The sequence below is a fragment of the Mesorhizobium onobrychidis genome (assembly GCF_024707545.1).
In the GTDB taxonomy this organism is placed as follows: Bacteria; Pseudomonadota; Alphaproteobacteria; order Rhizobiales; family Rhizobiaceae; genus Mesorhizobium; species Mesorhizobium onobrychidis.
The window spans coordinates 2319676-2336273 of the sequence record NZ_CP062229.1 but is presented as its reverse complement, the minus strand read 5'-3'; the positions used below and the strand labels follow the sequence as shown (position 1 = coordinate 2336273).

Genomic DNA, 16598 nt, shown 5'->3' with positions numbered 1-16598 from the left:
GATGCCCTCCTGTCTTACCCTGCTGTTTCAACGTGGTGTCAAAGCACAGTCCATAAAAATCGGGTAATGCCAGACATCGCAGGCCTCTGGTCAAATGCCGATCCTATGCTAGCCTACCCCGGCTGGGCTATCCCAGGCCGTGTGATCGAGGGGGATCAATCATGCTGTACATCCTTGCACTTCTGATCGGCGTCGTTGCCGGCCTTCGCGCCATGACCGCGCCTGCCGCCGTCGCCTGGGGCGCTTATCTCGGCTGGCTGCCGGTCGCCGGAACCTGGGCTGGTTTCATGGGCCACTGGATCACCGTCGGCATTTTCACCATGCTGGCCATCGCCGAGCTGGTCACCGACCAGTTGCCGTCGACGCCGAGCCGCAAGGTCCCGCAGCAGTTCGGCGCACGCATCGTCGTGGGCGCCTTCACCGGTGCGGTGATCGGCGCGACCGGCGGCGCCACCATCGGCGGCCTGATCGCCGGTGCCATTGGCGCGGTGATCGGCACGCTGGGCGGCGCCGAGTTGCGCAAACGCCTGGCCATCGCTCTCGGCAGGGACCGGCCCGCCGCCCTCATCGAGGACGCGGTGGCGATCATCGGCGGCCTGCTGATCGTGGCGGCGGTGGCATGACGGCAAAGACATTCGACGCAATCATCATCGGCGCTGGACAGGCCGGGCCGCCGCTCGCCGGCCGGCTGACGGCGGCCGGCATGAGCGTGGCGCTGATCGAGCGAAAGCTGGTCGGCGGTACCTGCGTCAACACCGGCTGCATGCCGACCAAGGCCATGGTGGCCAGCGCCTATGCCGCGCATCTGGCCCGCCGCGCCGCCGATTACGGCATAACGCTCTCCGGTCCGGTCGGCGTCGACTACAAGGCGATCAAGGCACGCAAGGACAAAGTGTCGAACGACGCCCGCGGCAACCTCGAAAGCTGGATTGCCGGCATGGACAAATGCACGCTCTATCGCGGCCATGCGCGCTTCGAAACCGCCAACACGGTGCGCGTCGGCGACGGCCTGCTGAGCGCCGAAAAAATATTCCTAAACACCGGCGGCCGAGCCTCGGTGCCCGACCTGCCCGGCGTCAACGACATTTCGTACCTGACCAACTCGTCGATGATGGATCTCGACGTGCTGCCGCGCCATCTGGTCGTCGTCGGCGGCAGTTACATCTCGCTCGAGTTCGCGCAGATGTTCCGCCGTTTCGGTTCGCAGGTCACGGTGATCGAAAAGAGCCCGCGGCTTATCGGCCGCGAGGACGAGGATGTCTCGGACTCCATCCTGTCGATCCTCGAAAACGAAGCCATCGCCGTCCATCTCGGCGCCGACGATTTCGGCTTTGCCAGACAGGGCAGCGACATTGCCGTGTCCTTCTCCGCCGGCAAGGCGCCGGCGGTCGGCTCGCATGTGCTGCTGGCAGTGGGCCGGACGCCCAACACCGACGATCTCGGCCTCGACAAGGCCGGCGTCGAGGTCGACAAACGCGGCTTCATCGTCGTCGATGACCAGTTGCGCACCAGCGTGCCCGGCATCTGGGCGATGGGCGACTGCAACGGCAAGGGCGCCTTCACCCACACCTCCTACAACGACTACGAGATCGTCGCCGCCAATCTGCTCGACAACGATCCGCGCAAGGTAAGCGACCGCATCGAGGCCTATGCGCTCTATATCGACCCGCCGCTCGGCCGCTGCGGCATGACGGAGACAGCGGTAAAAAAGTCCGGCCGTCGCGCGCTGGTCGGCCAGCGGCCGATGACCCGCGTCGGCCGCGCCATCGAGAAAGGCGAAACGCAAGGTTTCATGAAGATCCTGGTCGACGCCGACACCAGGGAGATCCTCGGCTGTTCGGTGCTCGGCCCCGGCGGCGACGAGGCGATCCACTGCGTGCTCGACCTGATGTACGCCAAGGCGCCGGTCAGCACGCTCGCGCGCGCCATGCACATCCACCCCAACGTCTCGGAACTCCTGCCCACCATTGCCCAGGAATTGAAGCCGCTGGCATAGGCTTCGGCCTCCGCTCTGCATCCACCGCAGGCGGCAAGGCGCAAGGCAACCTCGATCTGGTGTCCGTTTCCTGCAATGCTGCATTGCAGCAATCGCGCTTGTGCGCCACGTGAATCTGCGGACCGTCTGCGTTTGAACCGATTCAGTGTGGTCGCACCATGCCCCTGCCGATCCTAGCGCTCGCCATCGCGTCCTTCTGTATCGGCACCACCGAATTCGTCATCATGGGCCTGCTGCCCGAAGTCGCCACCGACCTCGGCGTTTCGATCCCGTCGGCGGGCCTGCTGGTCACCGGCTATGCGCTCGGCGTCGTCTTCGGCGCGCCGGTGATCGCGGTGGCGACGGCACACATGCCGCGCAAGCCGGTGCTGGTCGGCCTGGCAATGCTGTTCGTCGTCGGCAATCTGTTGTGCGCGATCGCACCCAATTATTGGATGCTGATGGCAGCGCGCGTCTTCACCGCTTTCGGTCACGGCGCCTTCTTCGGCATCGGTTCAGTCGTCGCCGCCAGCCTGGTGCCGCGTAACAAGCGGGCCAGCGCCATCGCCCTGATGTTCGCCGGTCTGACGCTGTCCAATATCCTCGGCGTTCCCGGCGGCACCGCGCTCGGCGAAGCCTATGGCTGGCGCGCCACCTTCCTGGCCGTGGTCGGGATCGGCCTCGTCTCGGTCGCAGCCATCGCCTGGCTGGTGCCTGCCGGCATCAGCCAACCGAGCGGCGGCGGCCTGCTCGGCGAAGTGCGCGTGCTCGGCAAGCTGCAAGTCTGGCTGGCCATGCTGATTTCGGCGCTGGCATCGGCCAGCCTGTTTGCCGTCTTCACCTACATAAAGCCCTACCTCACCGACGTATCCGGCCTGTCGACCGCGACCGTAACGTGGGTGCTGCTGCTGTTCGGCGGCGGCATGACCATCGGCAACATCATCGGCGGCAGGCTTGCCGACTGGAAGTTGATGCCGACGGTGATCGGTACGCTTTTGATGCTGGCGCTGCTGCTCGTCGGCTTTGCCGAATTCGGCGCCGTCGCAGCCGTGGCCGTCTTCATCGTTTTCCTGTGGGGTCTGCTCGTCTTCGTCATCGTGCCGCCTTTGCAGATCCGTGTCGTCGAAGCGGCCTCCGAAGCGCCGAACCTCGCCGCCACGCTGAACCAGGGCGCCTTCAACATCGGCAATGCCGCCGGTGCCTGGGCGGGCGGCGTGGCACTTTCGCTGGGCGTGTCCTATGCCAATCTGCCGCTGGTCGGCGCGGCGCTCGCCCTGCTGGCGGTTGCCGTGGCAGTGATGTCGCAGACATTGGACCGCCAGCTGCTGGTGACGCACGCAGCGCAATAGTTGCGCCCATAGCGCAGCAGACTGGACCAATCGACAGCGTATCGGCGAAAGGGCATGTGTTCGGCCTCTTTCCTGGAGGAGTATCATGCAGAAATCGATCGAGCGCATTGCCGGCGACAGCGAGGGCGTTTCCTACGAATTCCCAGTGCTCCGATTTGACGGCAGCGACATGGCCGCACCTTCGGCCTATCTGCAGGCGGCACTGCATGCTGGCGAACTGCCGGGGGTCGTCGCCATCGACGCGCTGATGCCGATGCTCGAAAAGGCCGAAGCGGAAGGCCGCATCAAGGGCGATATCACGGTCGTACCCCAGGCCAATCCGATCGGCCGCGCCCAGTATCATTTCGGCGAGCATCAGGGCCGTTTTCACCTGGGCACCCGCACCAACTTCAACCGCGGCTTTCCGCTGCTGGCCGCGCCTGACCCGACGCTCTTGCCGGACGCCACGTCTGGCACGGCCGACCAGCGGCTGAAGACGCGGCTGCTGCTGCTGTCGATCGGCCACGACATCGTGCTCGACCTGCACTGCGACGACGAGGGCCTCGCCTACCTCTATGTCCATGCCAGCCTATGGCCGGGCATGGCGGATTGTGCGGCGGCCATGGGCGTCGATGCGGTGATCCTGTGGGGTGAGGACACCGACGGCACCTTCGAAGGCGCCTCGATCACGCCGTATCTGAACGTCCCTGCCGATGTGGCGCGGTTCGACCGGCGCGTCGCCACCACGGTCGAGTATCGCGGCATACTCGATGTCGACGGCGCTCTGGCCGGCGCCGATGCCGAAGGGCTTTATCGGCTGCTGGTGGGGCGCGGCGTGATCCTGGATCAGGCCCTGTCCACGCCCGGCAGCTTCAACGGTGTCGTTGCACCGCTCGAAAACATCGACATGATGCCGGCGCCTCGGGCGGGCGCGGTCCTCTACGACGTGAAGCCCGGCGACCGTGTGGCAAAAGGCGCGCTGCTCGCCACCATCGTCCATGCGCCGGGTGAAGCCGGCGGCCGCACGCAGGTGTTGGCGCCGCAGGCGGGCATCATCCTGACACGGCGTTCCCGGCGCATCATCCGCGCCGGCGAAGATCTGCTGAAGCTGGTCGGCGACAGGAAAAGCGCCGATGCAAGGTCGGGAACGCTGGAGGATTGAGGGCTCATGCCCTTCTCCATGCCCTCCATTGAATCCAGTTGCGCGGCCGTGCAATCGCCGCTATTGGAATCGCCATGAACATGCGCTCGATCAAGACCGTTTGGTGGTGGGCTCGCTGACAGCGGCCTGTTCGAACGCGTGCGCGTGAAAATAGAAGGTGGCCGCAACGGAATGTCCGGGCGGCCATTTGTTTTTTCAAGCCATGCCCCGGGTCCGTTGCCCCAAGACGCTGATATAGCCAAGACGCTGATGGAGACGGCAATGACGACGAAAATTCTGGAGAACGGGGCGGAGCGCTTCGTCACGGCGGGTGGCGTGACGATTACCCGCGAGCGCCATGATCGGCCTTATGAGGGCGCGATCGACGCCTATATCGACGGGCTGAATTCACGCCGTGGCGCCGTGTTTTCCTCGAATTACGAATATCCCGGCCGCTATACGCGCTGGGACACCGCCATGATCGACCCGCCGCTGGTGATCTCGGCGCGTGGCCGCGCAATGCGCATCGAGGCGCTGAACAGCCGTGGCGAGATGCTTCTGCCGGTGGTCGGCAAGGCGCTCGGCGGCCTTGACGACGTGACGATCGCCGAGACGTCGAAGAGACTGATCCGCCTCGATGTGGCTAAGCCCGGCCGTGTCTTCACCGAAGAAGAACGCAGCCGCGTTCCCTCCGTCTTCACCGTGCTGCGCGCCATCACCGCTCTGTTCAAGACGGAGGAAGACGCCAATCTTGGCCTCTACGGCGCCTTCGGCTACGATCTCGCCTTCCAGTTCGATCCGGTCGACCACAAGCTGGCGCGCCAGCAAAGCCAGCGCGACCTCGTGCTGTTCCTGCCCGACGAGATCCTGGTCGTCGACCACTATTCGACCAAGGCCTGGACCGACCGCTACGATTATTCCGGCGACGGGTTTTCGACGGAGGGATTGCCGCGCGACGAAATCGTCGAGCCGTTCAAGACCGCCGACCGCATCCCGCCGCGCGGCGACCATGAGCCCGGCGAATATGCCAATCTGGTTCGCAAGGCGATGGAGAGTTTCAAGCGCGGCGACCTGTTCGAGGTGGTGCCCGGCCAGATGTTCTACGAGCGCTGCGAGACACCGCCCTCCGACATTTCCCGCAGGCTGAAGATCATCAACCCCTCGCCCTATTCCTTCTTCATCAATCTCGGCGAGGGCGAATACCTGATCGGCGCCTCGCCCGAAATGTTCGTGCGCGTCAATGGCCGCCGTGTCGAAACCTGCCCGATCTCCGGCACGATCAAGCGCGGCGACGACGCCATTTCCGACTCGGAGCAGATCCTGAAGCTGCTCAATTCGAAGAAGGACGAATCCGAGCTGACCATGTGCTCGGACGTCGACCGCAACGACAAGTCGAGGGTCTGCGACCCAGGCTCGGTGCGCGTCATCGGCCGCCGCCAGATCGAGATGTATTCGCGGCTGATCCACACCGTAGACCACATCGAGGGACGGCTGCGCGAAGGCATGGACGCCTTCGACGCGTTCTTGTCGCATGCCTGGGCGGTCACCGTCACCGGCGCGCCGAAATTATGGGCGATGCGCTTCATCGAGCAGAACGAGAAGAGCCCGCGCGCCTGGTATGGCGGGGCGATCGGCATGGTCAATTTCAACGGTGACATGAACACCGGCATGACGCTTCGCACCATCCGCATCAAGGACGGCATCGCCGAGGTGCGCGCCGGCGCCACGCTGCTCTTCGACAGCATTCCCGAGGAAGAAGAAGCCGAAACCGAACTGAAGGCATCCGCCATGATCTCCGCCATCCGCGACGCCAAGACCGGCAATGCCGCCGACACCGAACGCGCCACCGCGCGCGTCGGCGACGGCGTCAACATCCTGCTGGTCGACCACGAGGACTCCTTCGTCCACACGCTGGCCAATTATTTCCGCCAGACCGGCGCCAATGTCTCGACCGTGCGCACGCCTGTGCCGGACGAGGTCTTCGACCGGCTGAAACCCAACCTGGTCGTGCTGTCGCCCGGTCCCGGCACGCCGAAGGACTTCGACTGCGCCGCCACCATCAAACGAGCCCGCGCGCGCGACCTGCCGATCTTCGGCGTCTGCCTCGGCCTGCAGGCGCTGGCCGAGGCCTATGGCGGAGAGCTGCGGCAACTGCACGTGCCGATGCATGGCAAACCGTCGCGTATCCGCGTGTCGAAGCCGGGCATCATCTTTTCCGGCCTGCCCAAGGAGGTGACGGTCGGCCGCTATCACTCGATCTTCGCCGATCCGGTCCGCCTGCCCGATGGCTTCGTCGTCACGGCCGAGACGGAAGAAGGCGTTATCATGGCCTTCGAGCACAGCAAGGAGCCGATCGCTGCGGTGCAATTCCACCCGGAATCGATCATGACTCTCGGCCACAATGCCGGCATGCGCATCATCGAGAACATCGTTGCGCATCTGCCGCGCAAGGCCAAGGAAAAGGCGGCTTAGCTCCGGTTTCGGCGGCCGGAAGCAATCAATGACCGTAATTGATCCGAAAATCGCCGCCAAGCGCAAGGTCGCCAGCCTCGCCTTCTGGTCGATAGTCGTGGCTTTCGTCGTGCTCGGCCTGAAGCTGGCGGCCTGGTACGTCACCGGTTCCGTAGCGCTGTATTCCGACGCGCTGGAATCGATCGTCAATGTCATTGCCTCGGCCGCCGCCTACTGGGCGATCCAGGTCAGCTACAAGCCGGCCGACCAGGATCATCCTTTCGGTCATCACAAGGCCGAGTATTTCTCGGCTGTGCTGGAGGGCGTGCTGATCGTGCTGGCAGCCCTGCTGATCCTCAACGAAGTGTGGTGGTCCTTGCGGCATCCCGCCCCGCTCGAACAGCCCTGGACCGGCCTCGCCATCAACGGTGTCGCGACAGTGATCAACGCCTTCTGGGCCTTAACGCTGATCCGTGCCGGCCGTGCCGAGAAGTCGCCGGCACTGGTCGCCGACGGCAGGCACATCATGACCGACGTGGCGACCTCCGTCGGCGTGTTCATTGGTCTGGTCGGCGCCGTGCTGACCGGCTGGCAAGTGCTCGATCCTGCTCTTGCCGTCATCGTCGCGCTGAACATCCTGTGGCAGGGCTGGCACGTGATCGGCTCGTCGATGAACGGACTGATGGACCGCGCCGTCGACACGCAGGAGCACATGCACATCCGCGACATCATCTCGGCCAATTGCAAGGGAGCACTGGAGGTCCACGATCTGAAGACACGCATCGCCGGCCGCGCCACCTTTATCGAGTTTCATCTGGTCGTCGACGCCGATATGTCGGTGGGCGCCAGCCACGTCATCTGCGACCGCATCGAAGATGCGTTGAAGACAGAAATCCCCTCGGTTCGCGTCACCATCCATGTCGAGCCCGACGACGAGGCAAAGCTGCCCAAGGGCACGACGGCCGTGCCGTTCGCGTGAGGCCTAGCGGAGACGCCGGTAGCCCTGCCATGACATCAAAGCGTCGAGCAGATGCAGAACCTCTAGGTCGCGGGACAGCACCCCCCTCTGTCCGGCAGGACAGAGGGGGGTGGGACGGATCGCTGCAGCCGCCATTTCGAACCGTGGATAGAACCCCGCTCAGGGCCTGCAGGCGGATTGCGGAATCGGCTCCAACCGATAGACCCTGTCGTCGGATCTGGTCTCGCTGTCGGCCGAGCACAGGTCGATGATCGGCAGGCTGCTGTTGGGGTTGGCCAGCATCATCGTGCCGTTGGCGCCGCGACGCAGATAAATCTCCCTGGCCGCGATGTCGCAGGAAAAGTCACTCGTCCTTCCGCTCGCCACACAGCGCCACTGGTCCGCTTCGCCTTCACAACTGTAGCTCTGCGTGACCTCGGCGGATTTCTGGCGCGTGGTGACGGAAACGGCAATCTCGGCACCGCTCGGCCAGTTTGTGGGATCGCCGTCCTTGGCGAAGGAGGCCAGCTCGATCGGGCCCCGGAAAACCCGGATGGTCTGGGTAAGCTGATCGGGATGCGAGCCGAGATGCGCGGCATCGTAGTCGCGCCCGTAGCAGAAGGGCTGGTCCGGTTCCAGCCGCTCACGCAGCGGTGCTCCCAGCGCAGGATCGACCGGATCGATGCGCGCGAATTCGGCCTTGCAGGTCTGCGCCGGCATGCGGTCGAGCCGAAAGCCGTCGTCTTCCGTGCCGAGTGCCTGCTTGGCGTATTCCTTTTCGCCCAGCTCATCCTCAGCGCCGGCGTCGAGATAAAGGTTGCGATGCACGCCGGAGACGATCAGCCGGCCTTTTTCATCGACGTTCAGTAAGGCCATGGTGCGGTCGCATTCCATGCCGCAACCGATCTCGCTCGACCGCGGATCATCCTTGCCGCACCAACCGCCGACCCACTCGGGCTTCTTGGCGCCGCGCACCGTCGTGGTCATGAAGCCGTTATAGCCGGACGGAGCGCTGCTCGGCTCCTCGTTCGGATGACTGACCGGATCGTTGCCATAGTAGAAGAAAATCCGTGCCACCTTCTGGTGCGGATGCGCCTTGAGATGTGCGGCATCATAGACACGCCCGAAACAGGCATCCTTGCCGTCCGGGCTGAGTTCTGTGAGCTTGTCGTCGGCAAGGGCCGTGCCGGCAACAGCGGCTAGCAAGGTGACACCAAATCCGGCGCCCACAATGGTCTTCGATGTCATGTGCCCCTCCTCGCCCGACAGGACGTGGTTTCAATTTATGCTAGGATCGAGGCCGAGGCCACGCAATTTGCGAGGACTGCATACTGGAGAACAACATGATGCGACGCCGCGATATTTTCCGCGTGGGCCTTGCCGGAGCCGCCGGCTTTTTCGGGCTGCGCCAAGTCAAGGCGGCCGTAGAACAGGAAAGACAAAAGGTCGCCTATCACCTCAGCGATCTCGACAGGGTCGGCTTCGTGCTCGGCAACATCAAGAACCACTATGAGGGCACCGGCGGCAATGTCGACATCGTGCTGGTCGTGCATGGACCGGCACTCGCTGCTTTCAAGTCGAAGAGCGCGTCAGCTGCCATTTCCAGCCGTTTTTCCGGCCTGGTTCGCGACGGGCTGTCCCCGCATGCTTGCGCCAACACCATGCACGGCATGGACGTTGCGCTCACCGATCTGCTCGACGGCTTCCATGCCGCCGAGACCGGCGGCGTCGTCAAACTCGCCGAATTGCAGCGCCAGGGCTACGCCTATTTGCGGCCGTAAGCCTTTGCGGACTTGAACATGAGGACGACGAGGCCCTACGAAGAGTAGGTGAGTCCCGGAGGAATAGACGTGCCAGCCACCACAACCGCCCTTGTCACCCCCACCCTGGTCATCCCCGACCTCGCCGGCAAGGCGGTGCTGATCACCGGCGCTTCAACCGGCATCGGGGCGGCACTTGCACTTGCCTACGCCGCGCAGAAATGCCGCGTCGTGCTGCATTACAATTCAAGTCGGGCGGCTGCCGAAAACCTGGCCGGGACCATCCGCAACGGCGGCGGCGAGGTATTCCCAGTCCAGGGCGATTTTTCGATCCCCGACGATGTCGAGCGCGTGGTCGAGGACGGTGCGCAACACTTCGGCCGGCTCGACGGCCTGGTCAACAATGCAGGCGGCATGCTTGGGCGCGTGCCCTATGCCGAGCAGACCGAGGCGCATTACGACGCGGTGATGGACCTCAACGCCCGCTCCGTGCTGACTGCCTCGCGCAAGGCGATGCCATGGCTTAAGCGCCAGGGCGGCTTCATCGTCAACACCTCGTCGATCGCGGCGCGCAATGGCGCCGGCGGCGGCGCCGGACTTTATGGCTCGGCCAAGGCCTTCGTCTCCAATGTGACGCGCGGCATGGCCAAGGAACTGATCGGCTTCAACATCCGCGTCAACGCGGTGGCGCCGGGCACCATCGGGACACCCTTCCACGAGCGCTATTCCACCGAGGAGCAGATGAAGGGCATGGTGGCCACCATTCCGCAGGGCCGCGCCGGCACGCCCGAGGACTGCGTCGGCGCCTATCTGTTCCTCTCGTCCGCTCTGCTGAGCGGTTACATCACCGGCCAGGTGATCGAGGTGAATGGTGGCCAGTTGATGCCGTGAGCGGCGACCTGCATACTTGTCGCGCAAGCCAACGGAGAAATCGGCAATGTACGGTCTGATCGGCAAGATGCGGGCGACGCGCGGCCAGCGCGACGCAATGATGGATGTCCTGCTGGCCAGCACCGGCGCGATGCCGGGCTGCCTGAGCTACATTATCGCAACCGATCCGGCCGATGCCGACGCGATCTGGGTGACCGAGGTGTGGACCGACCAGGCAAGCCACAAGGCTTCGCTGCAACTGCCGGAAGTCCAGGCGGCGATCGCCAAGGCGCGGCCGATCATCGCCGGCTTCGAATTCCAGGTCGAGACCCAGCCCGTAGGCGGCTTCGGCCTGCCCGCCGTTAAAACCGACTGACGCCTGAGCGGACGCATTTTTCGCCGCCGCGGGGTTCGCATCTCCCCTCTTCGGGTCTAAGACCGAAAAATGGATTCCCTGCCAGACCAGCCGACCGTCGAACGCATGGCGCGGATACCCAAAGTCTGGCAGTGGCTGGCCCTCCTGATCTTCTCGATCCTGTTTGCCGGCGCGCTGGAATTCGCCGCCTTGCCGGCGGCGCTGCTGATCGGGCCGATGCTGGCGGCGATCCTGGCCGGCACCAACGGCGCCACGGTGCGCGTGCCGCGCCCTTTGTTCGGCGCCGCCCAGGCGATCGTCGGCTGCCTTGTCGCCGCTTCGATCTCCGCGGACATCTTTCCGGTCTTCTACAGGGAATGGCCGCTGTTCCTCGGCACCGTGGTGGCGACCGTTGCTGCGTCAAGCCTGCTCGGCTGGCTGATCAGCCGCTGGCGTATCCTGCCCGGCACCACCGCAGTCTGGGGCTCATCGCCGGGCGCGGCCACCGCCATGGTGTTGATGGCAGGCGCCTTCGGCGCCGACCAGCGCCTCGTCGCCTTCATGCAATATCTGCGCGTCATCTTCGTCTCGATGACTGCGGCGCTTGTCGCAAAGATGTGGGTCGACACATCAGGCATCGAGGTCCCGGCCATCATCTGGTTCCCGCCGATCGATCCAACAGTCTTTGCCGCGACACTTGGCGTGGCGCTCGTCGGCAGCCTCATCGGAAAGCTGTTCAGGCTGCCGTCACCCTTCTTCCTCGGCACCTTCGTTTTCGGCACTGCGGTGCATCTCGGACTAGGCGTGCCGATGCAGTTGCCGCCCTGGCTGCTTGCCCTCGGCTATACGACGATCGGCTGGACCATCGGCCTGAATTTCACCAGGGCAATTCTGCGGCACGCGACGCGGGCGCTGCCGCAGATCGTCGGTTCGATCATCATCCTCATCGCCTTCTGCGGCGGTCTCGGCTTCATGATCAGCCATGTGCTCGGCATCGATCCGCTGACCGCCTATCTGGCGACCAGCCCCGGCGGCATGGATAGCGTCGCCATCATCGCCGCCGCCGCACAGCACGTCGACATCTCCTTCGTCATGGCGTTGCAATCGGCACGCTTCCTCGTCGTGCTGCTGATCGGGCCAAGCGTGGCGCGGCTGGTGGCAAGAAGCCTGAAGGAATGACCCGCTCGCGCAGATGTGTTCCGCCGCACCGTTACGGTGCGGACAGTCACGCAATCACCAGGCTGGAGATGAGATCGCCGTCCAGCGTGAAGGTCATGTCGCCCTCACCGTTGAAGCCATTGCCCTTCACGGCAATGCGAACCTGATAGGTGCCGTCCACAGCTGCGACGCAGACAATGCTGAGATGGGACTGCATGCCGATATTGTCCGACTGGTTCCAGCGCGCGATCTCTGCGCGCCCCTTGAAGGTGCGGCCCCAGTCGCTCAGCAATGCATCCGCCGTGAACGTGTCGAGAAACGTCGCAGTGTCACCTTCATTGGTGGCCTCGACGAAGCGTCGGATGGGATCGGGCGGGGTCATCAATCCAGCCTGTGCATCAGGTCATCATCCAGCCAGCGGGCGAAGAAATAGACCAGTTGCTTGTGCCACCATGGCCAGTCATGGCTGACATCGCCTCCCCAATAGTCGACCCAGGCGGGAATGGACTTTTCGCGCAGCACCTGTTCCAGCGCCCGTGTCTCGACCAGCATCCGTTCTTCCCATGCCCCCTGCCCGCAACAGAAGATCAGCCTCAGCGCCTTCAGCCGGCCGAGCAGTTTCTGGTCGACGATGCCAGGCAGATAGTCGAGCGGTGAGTTGAAGAAGATGTTGCCGTCGAGCGCCTCTCCGAAGAAGTCGCGGGTCGAATAGACCCCCGACAGCGCAATCACGCCGCTGCCCAGTTCCGGAAATCGGAAGACGAAGTTCGACGCATGATAGCCGCCCATCGAACAGCCTGAAAACAACGGCTTCAGCGTGCGCCCGCCATTGGCCTCGGTCGCTGTAGAGAGAACTTCCGGCATCGCCTCTTCGCGCACATAGCGGAAATAGGCCTCGTGGCGAGCGATGCGGTCGGCCGGGTCGGTATGCTTGGCGAAGAAGGATTCCGAATCGATGCCGTCGAGGGTGAAGAGTTGGATGCGGCCAGTGTCGATAAACTCCGAAAGCACTGCGACCCCGCCGGAATCCTCGAACTGGTAGAACCGTCCTTGCGAGGTCGGGAATACCACCACCGGCCGCCCGGCATGGCCGTAGCGCTTGTATTCCATGTCGCGGCCAAGGTTGCGGGCAAAACCCTTGTGATAAGAAATATCCATCGGCCTCACGCCTTTTCCGCGTGGATGTAATTGACCGCCTGGCGCAGCGCTTGGGCGTCTTTGGAACGCATCTGATAGGCGTAGTGTCCCATGGCGCGGCTGAAAACCTCTTCGATGGCCTGATGGTGGACGATCTTGTCGCCGTGGGCGGCTAGCACGTCGGCATGGCTATGCAAATAGTGGAGGTGCCGTTTGCGGCTGGCATAAGCGGTGAAGTACTTGCCCTTGTAAGGCCCGCCAGCGGCATCCCTGACCACCATCTCGGCCCACGCCGCATAGACGTCGATGTCGAACGTATAGTTGATGGCGTCGGTCATCCAGGCGCCGGGTGGCCGCATGTTGACCTCAAGCGCGATGATGCGGTCGTCCTTGGTCTCGAACAGCTCGATATGGAAGAAGCGCTCGCGCACGTCGAAGGCCCTGAGGATCTTTCTGCCGGCCTCCTCGACTGCCGGGCTGATCTCAGGAAAGCAGGTGTAGCTCATGTGGCGATCACGGTTGACCACCTCCATGACGCTCTGGTCGTAGCGGTGGCTGGCCGCCAGCACCACTTCGCCGTCGCGGTTGACCAGCCCGTCGAAGGTCACCACCAGCCCCTCGATGAACTGCTCCATGACGAAGCTGACATCTTCCGGCTTGTCCTTGAAAAATTGGTCGAGTTCCCTCGTATTGGAAATCTTGAAGGTGTTCGAGGCGCCGGAGCCGGAGTCCGGCTTCACCACCACGGGATAGCCGACGCGGCGGATGAAGGTCATGGCGCCGGCCCGGTCGGAGCATTTGCGCTGCGGTATGGTCTCGACGCCGCTCTTGCGGAAGAAGGCGCGCATGCGGCTCTTGCGCTTCAAATTCTTCACGAAATCGAGTTTGGTGCCAAAGATGTTGAAGTCGGTACGGATGTTGGCTTCCAGTTCCAGCCAATGCTCGTTGAGCGACTCGAAGCGGTCGATGCGGCCCCATTTGTGGATGAAATGGCCCATCGCCCGGAACACCGGCTCGTAGTCCTCCATGTCGGCGACGCGATAATACTCCGACAGCGCCGTCTTCAGTTTTCCGTTCAGCGCTTCATAGGGCGCGTCGCCGATGCCGAGCACGGTGGCACCGGCCTTCCTCAGCCGATCGCAGAAGTCGGCGCCGTTAGCGGGAAAATGCGGCGAGAAGAACACGAAATTCATGGACGGCCTCCCCCGGCATTGTCACCAAGTCGACAGCCCAGTCTGGCGCATTTGCCGCGTGTGGGGAAGGGCGCGCACAGCGCCGCCATGCAGCCCACTTGCCTCTCCTTAGCCGCTCCTGTATGAAAACCGCCATGATCAACCGCGCCACCTCCGTCGCTTCCCGTCAGACCGGCTTTGCTGGCGAGACCGTGCGCGCGCTTGCTTCCGCTCTGCTGCTTCTCGGCCTTATCGGCGATCGCCGGGTTCGCTGAAGGAGCGCCCGGCGGTCGAACCGCCGCTCACGCGCATGCTCCTTGGCCAGTCTCAAAATTGGCAAGTCACATCAAGCGAATGAACATCTGGTAAAGGCGCCGCTCGGCACCAAATCCGCCTGAAGGCGGACCCCGCGAGCCGCCGGGAGAGACGACAATGAACGCACGAGAAGAGATCCGCGCAGACAGCGGGGAGATGGGCAAGGATGCAGCCCGGGGCATGCCGGAGGCAGCCCGGAAATACCAACCCTACCCGACGGTCGGTCTCACCGACCGCATTTGGCCTTCGAAGGTCATCGACAAGGCGCCGATCTGGTGCTCGGTCGACCTGCGCGACGGCAACCAGGCGCTGATCGACCCAATGGGCCACGAGCGCAAGGCGCGCATGTTCGCCCTGCTCCTCGACATGGGCTTCAAAGAGATCGAGATCGGCTTCCCGTCTGCCTCGCAGACCGATTTCGATTTCGCCCGCCGGTGCATCGAAGAAGGCAATGTCTCAGCCGATGTCTCGCTGCAGGTGCTGGTGCAGTGCCGGCCGGAACTGATCACCCGCACCTTCGAGGCGCTGCAGGGCGCCACCAACCCGATCGTGCATTTCTATAATTCGACCAGCGAATTGCAGCGCCGCGTCGTCTTCGAGAAGGACGTTGCCGGCATCAGGCGGATCGCCACCGATGCTGCCAAGATGATCACCGACATGGCGGCGAAGGCCGGCGGCGGTTATCGTTTCGAATATTCGCCGGAGAGCTTTACCGGCACCGAGCTCGAAGTGGCGCTGGAAATCTGCAACGCCGTCACCGAAATCGTGAAGCCGACGGCGGAAAACAAGCTGATCATCAACCTGCCGTCCACGGTCGAGATGTCGACACCCAACGTCTATGCCGATCGCATCGAATGGATGTGCCGCAACCTCGACAACCGCGAGAACCTGCTCATTTCGCTGCATCCGCACAACGACCGCGGCACCGGCGTCGCCACCACCGAGCTCGGCCTGATGGCGGGCGCGGACCGCGTCGAAGGCACGCTGTTCGGCAATGGCGAGCGCACCGGCAATGTCGACATCGTCACGCTGGCGCTCAACATGTACACGCAAGGCGTCGATCCCGAGCTCGACTGCTCCGACATCAACCGGATGAAGGACGTCTATGAATATTCGAACCAGTTGAAGATCGCCGAGCGCCATCCCTATGTCGGCGAGCTCGTCTACACCGCCTTTTCCGGCTCGCACCAGGATGCCATCAACAAGGGCATGAAGGCGTTGCGCAAGGCCAACACGCCATACTGGGAAGTGCCCTATCTGCCGATCGACCCAGCCGATGTCGGACGCAACTACGAGGCGATCATCCGCATCAACTCGCAGTCCGGCAAGGGCGGCATCGCCTATGTGCTGCAGGCGGACTACGGCCTTAACCTGCCGCGCAACCTGCAGATCGAGTTCAGTCAGGCGATCCAGGCGATCACCGACGCCGAAGGCAAGGAGGTGCCGGCCAAGCGCATCTACGAGCGCTTTCTCGAAACCTATGTCGATCAGCCCGGCGCGCGGCTGAAGTTCCTTGACCACCACACCTATCCGGACCTCGAGACCAAGGGCCGGCGTGCGGTGGAGGCGGTCATCCTGGACAGGGGCAAGGAGGTGACGATTTCAGGCTCCGGAACCGGCCCGATCGACGGCTTTGTCGACGCGCTGTCGCGCCATGTCGGCGTGCCGATGTCGGTGCTCGACTATTCGGAGCACTCCATGCAGCGCGGCTCGAATGCGTCGGCCATCTCCTATGTCGAGATGGAGCATCCCGGCGGCAAGCTGTTCGGCGCCGGCATCAACACCAACATCGTGGCCGCTTCGCTGGAAGCCGTCGTTTCCGCCGCCAACCGCATCGTCGGCCGAAAGGTCGACTAGAGCAATTCCAGGAAAAGTGCGTAGCGGTTTTCCGTCTGGAATTGCGCAAAACGAATACTTAGAGCGGTTCGGCGGTTCTATCAAAAAGCTGAACCGCTCTAGACAAGCTGTCGAAAGCTAA

General features: G+C 63.6%; 15 protein-coding genes. 11 read left to right on the top strand and 4 right to left on the bottom strand.

All coding sequences use genetic code 11. The features are described from left to right. Nucleotides 1-161: 161 nt before the first annotated feature. The 6 genes from IHQ72_RS11665 (at nt 162) to IHQ72_RS11640 (ending at nt 7874) form a co-directional block, all read left to right on the top strand. The gene (locus IHQ72_RS11665; RefSeq protein ID WP_258122560.1) at nt 162-623 is read left to right on the top strand and encodes a DUF4126 domain-containing protein; all 462 of its coding nucleotides are present in this window, start codon (nt 162-164) and stop codon (nt 621-623) included. Continuing rightward, complete coding sequence (locus IHQ72_RS11660) at nt 620-1996, top strand: FAD-containing oxidoreductase (protein WP_258122559.1); 1377 nt, start codon at nt 620-622, stop codon at nt 1994-1996. The genes IHQ72_RS11665 and IHQ72_RS11660 overlap by 4 nt, the downstream gene beginning before the upstream one ends. A gap of 158 nt (nt 1997-2154) precedes the next feature. Continuing rightward, complete coding sequence (locus tag IHQ72_RS11655) at nt 2155-3324, top strand: MFS transporter (RefSeq protein ID WP_258122558.1); 1170 nt, start codon at nt 2155-2157, stop codon at nt 3322-3324. A gap of 85 nt (nt 3325-3409) precedes the next feature. Next, complete coding sequence (locus IHQ72_RS11650; RefSeq protein WP_258122557.1) at nt 3410-4465, top strand: M14 family metallopeptidase; 1056 nt, start codon at nt 3410-3412, stop codon at nt 4463-4465. Nucleotides 4466-4726: 261 nt separating this feature from the next. After that, the gene (locus IHQ72_RS11645; protein ID WP_258122556.1) at nt 4727-6916 is read left to right on the top strand and encodes an anthranilate synthase; all 2190 of its coding nucleotides are present in this window, start codon (nt 4727-4729) and stop codon (nt 6914-6916) included. Between the two features lie 49 nt (nt 6917-6965). Next, complete coding sequence (locus IHQ72_RS11640; RefSeq protein ID WP_258123807.1) at nt 6966-7874, top strand: cation diffusion facilitator family transporter; 909 nt, start codon at nt 6966-6968, stop codon at nt 7872-7874. A gap of 159 nt (nt 7875-8033) precedes the next feature. On the opposite strand, the gene IHQ72_RS11635 is transcribed toward IHQ72_RS11640, so the two are convergent. Then, nucleotides 8034-9101, bottom strand: a complete 1068-nt coding sequence (locus IHQ72_RS11635) for a hypothetical protein (RefSeq protein ID WP_258122555.1) — start codon at nt 9099-9101, stop codon at nt 8034-8036. A gap of 98 nt (nt 9102-9199) precedes the next feature. Between IHQ72_RS11635 and IHQ72_RS11630 the strand changes: the two genes are divergently transcribed. From IHQ72_RS11630 to IHQ72_RS11615, 4 genes are all read left to right on the top strand, one after another. Continuing rightward, nucleotides 9200-9634, top strand: coding sequence for a DsrE family protein (locus IHQ72_RS11630; protein WP_258123806.1), 435 nt, complete (start codon nt 9200-9202; stop codon nt 9632-9634). 69 nt (nt 9635-9703) lie between these two features. Beyond that, nucleotides 9704-10504 carry an SDR family NAD(P)-dependent oxidoreductase gene (locus tag IHQ72_RS11625; protein ID WP_258122553.1) on the top strand — a complete coding sequence of 267 codons (801 nt, stop codon included), beginning with the start codon at nt 9704-9706 and terminating at the stop codon, nt 10502-10504. Nucleotides 10505-10550: 46 nt separating this feature from the next. Next, nucleotides 10551-10859 carry a putative quinol monooxygenase gene (locus tag IHQ72_RS11620; RefSeq protein ID WP_258122552.1) on the top strand — a complete coding sequence of 103 codons (309 nt, stop codon included), beginning with the start codon at nt 10551-10553 and terminating at the stop codon, nt 10857-10859. 69 nt (nt 10860-10928) lie between these two features. After that, the gene (locus tag IHQ72_RS11615; protein WP_258122550.1) at nt 10929-12017 is read left to right on the top strand and encodes an AbrB family transcriptional regulator; all 1089 of its coding nucleotides are present in this window, start codon (nt 10929-10931) and stop codon (nt 12015-12017) included. 46 nt (nt 12018-12063) lie between these two features. On the opposite strand, the gene IHQ72_RS11610 is transcribed toward IHQ72_RS11615, so the two are convergent. Genes IHQ72_RS11610 through IHQ72_RS11600 form a run of 3 tightly spaced genes read right to left on the bottom strand, consistent with a single transcriptional unit; the run spans nt 12064 to nt 14326 of the window. Next, on the bottom strand, nt 12064-12378 hold the full coding sequence (locus IHQ72_RS11610) for a nuclear transport factor 2 family protein (protein ID WP_258122549.1): 315 nt from the start codon (nt 12376-12378) through the stop codon (nt 12064-12066). Further along, a complete protein-coding gene (locus IHQ72_RS11605; protein WP_123149352.1) occupies nt 12378-13154 on the bottom strand; it encodes an esterase family protein in 777 nt (258 codons plus the stop codon). Before IHQ72_RS11605 ends, IHQ72_RS11610 begins: the two co-directional genes overlap by 1 nt. Nucleotides 13155-13159: 5 nt before the next feature. Next, nucleotides 13160-14326, bottom strand: coding sequence for an ATP-grasp domain-containing protein (locus IHQ72_RS11600; RefSeq protein WP_123149351.1), 1167 nt, complete (start codon nt 14324-14326; stop codon nt 13160-13162). A gap of 411 nt (nt 14327-14737) precedes the next feature. On the opposite strand from IHQ72_RS11600, the gene leuA reads away from it, so the two are divergent. Beyond that, nucleotides 14738-16477 (top strand): 2-isopropylmalate synthase, encoded by a 1740-nt coding sequence (leuA, locus tag IHQ72_RS11595; RefSeq protein ID WP_258122546.1) that lies wholly within the window; start codon nt 14738-14740, stop codon nt 16475-16477. Nucleotides 16478-16598: the final 121 nt, after the last annotated feature.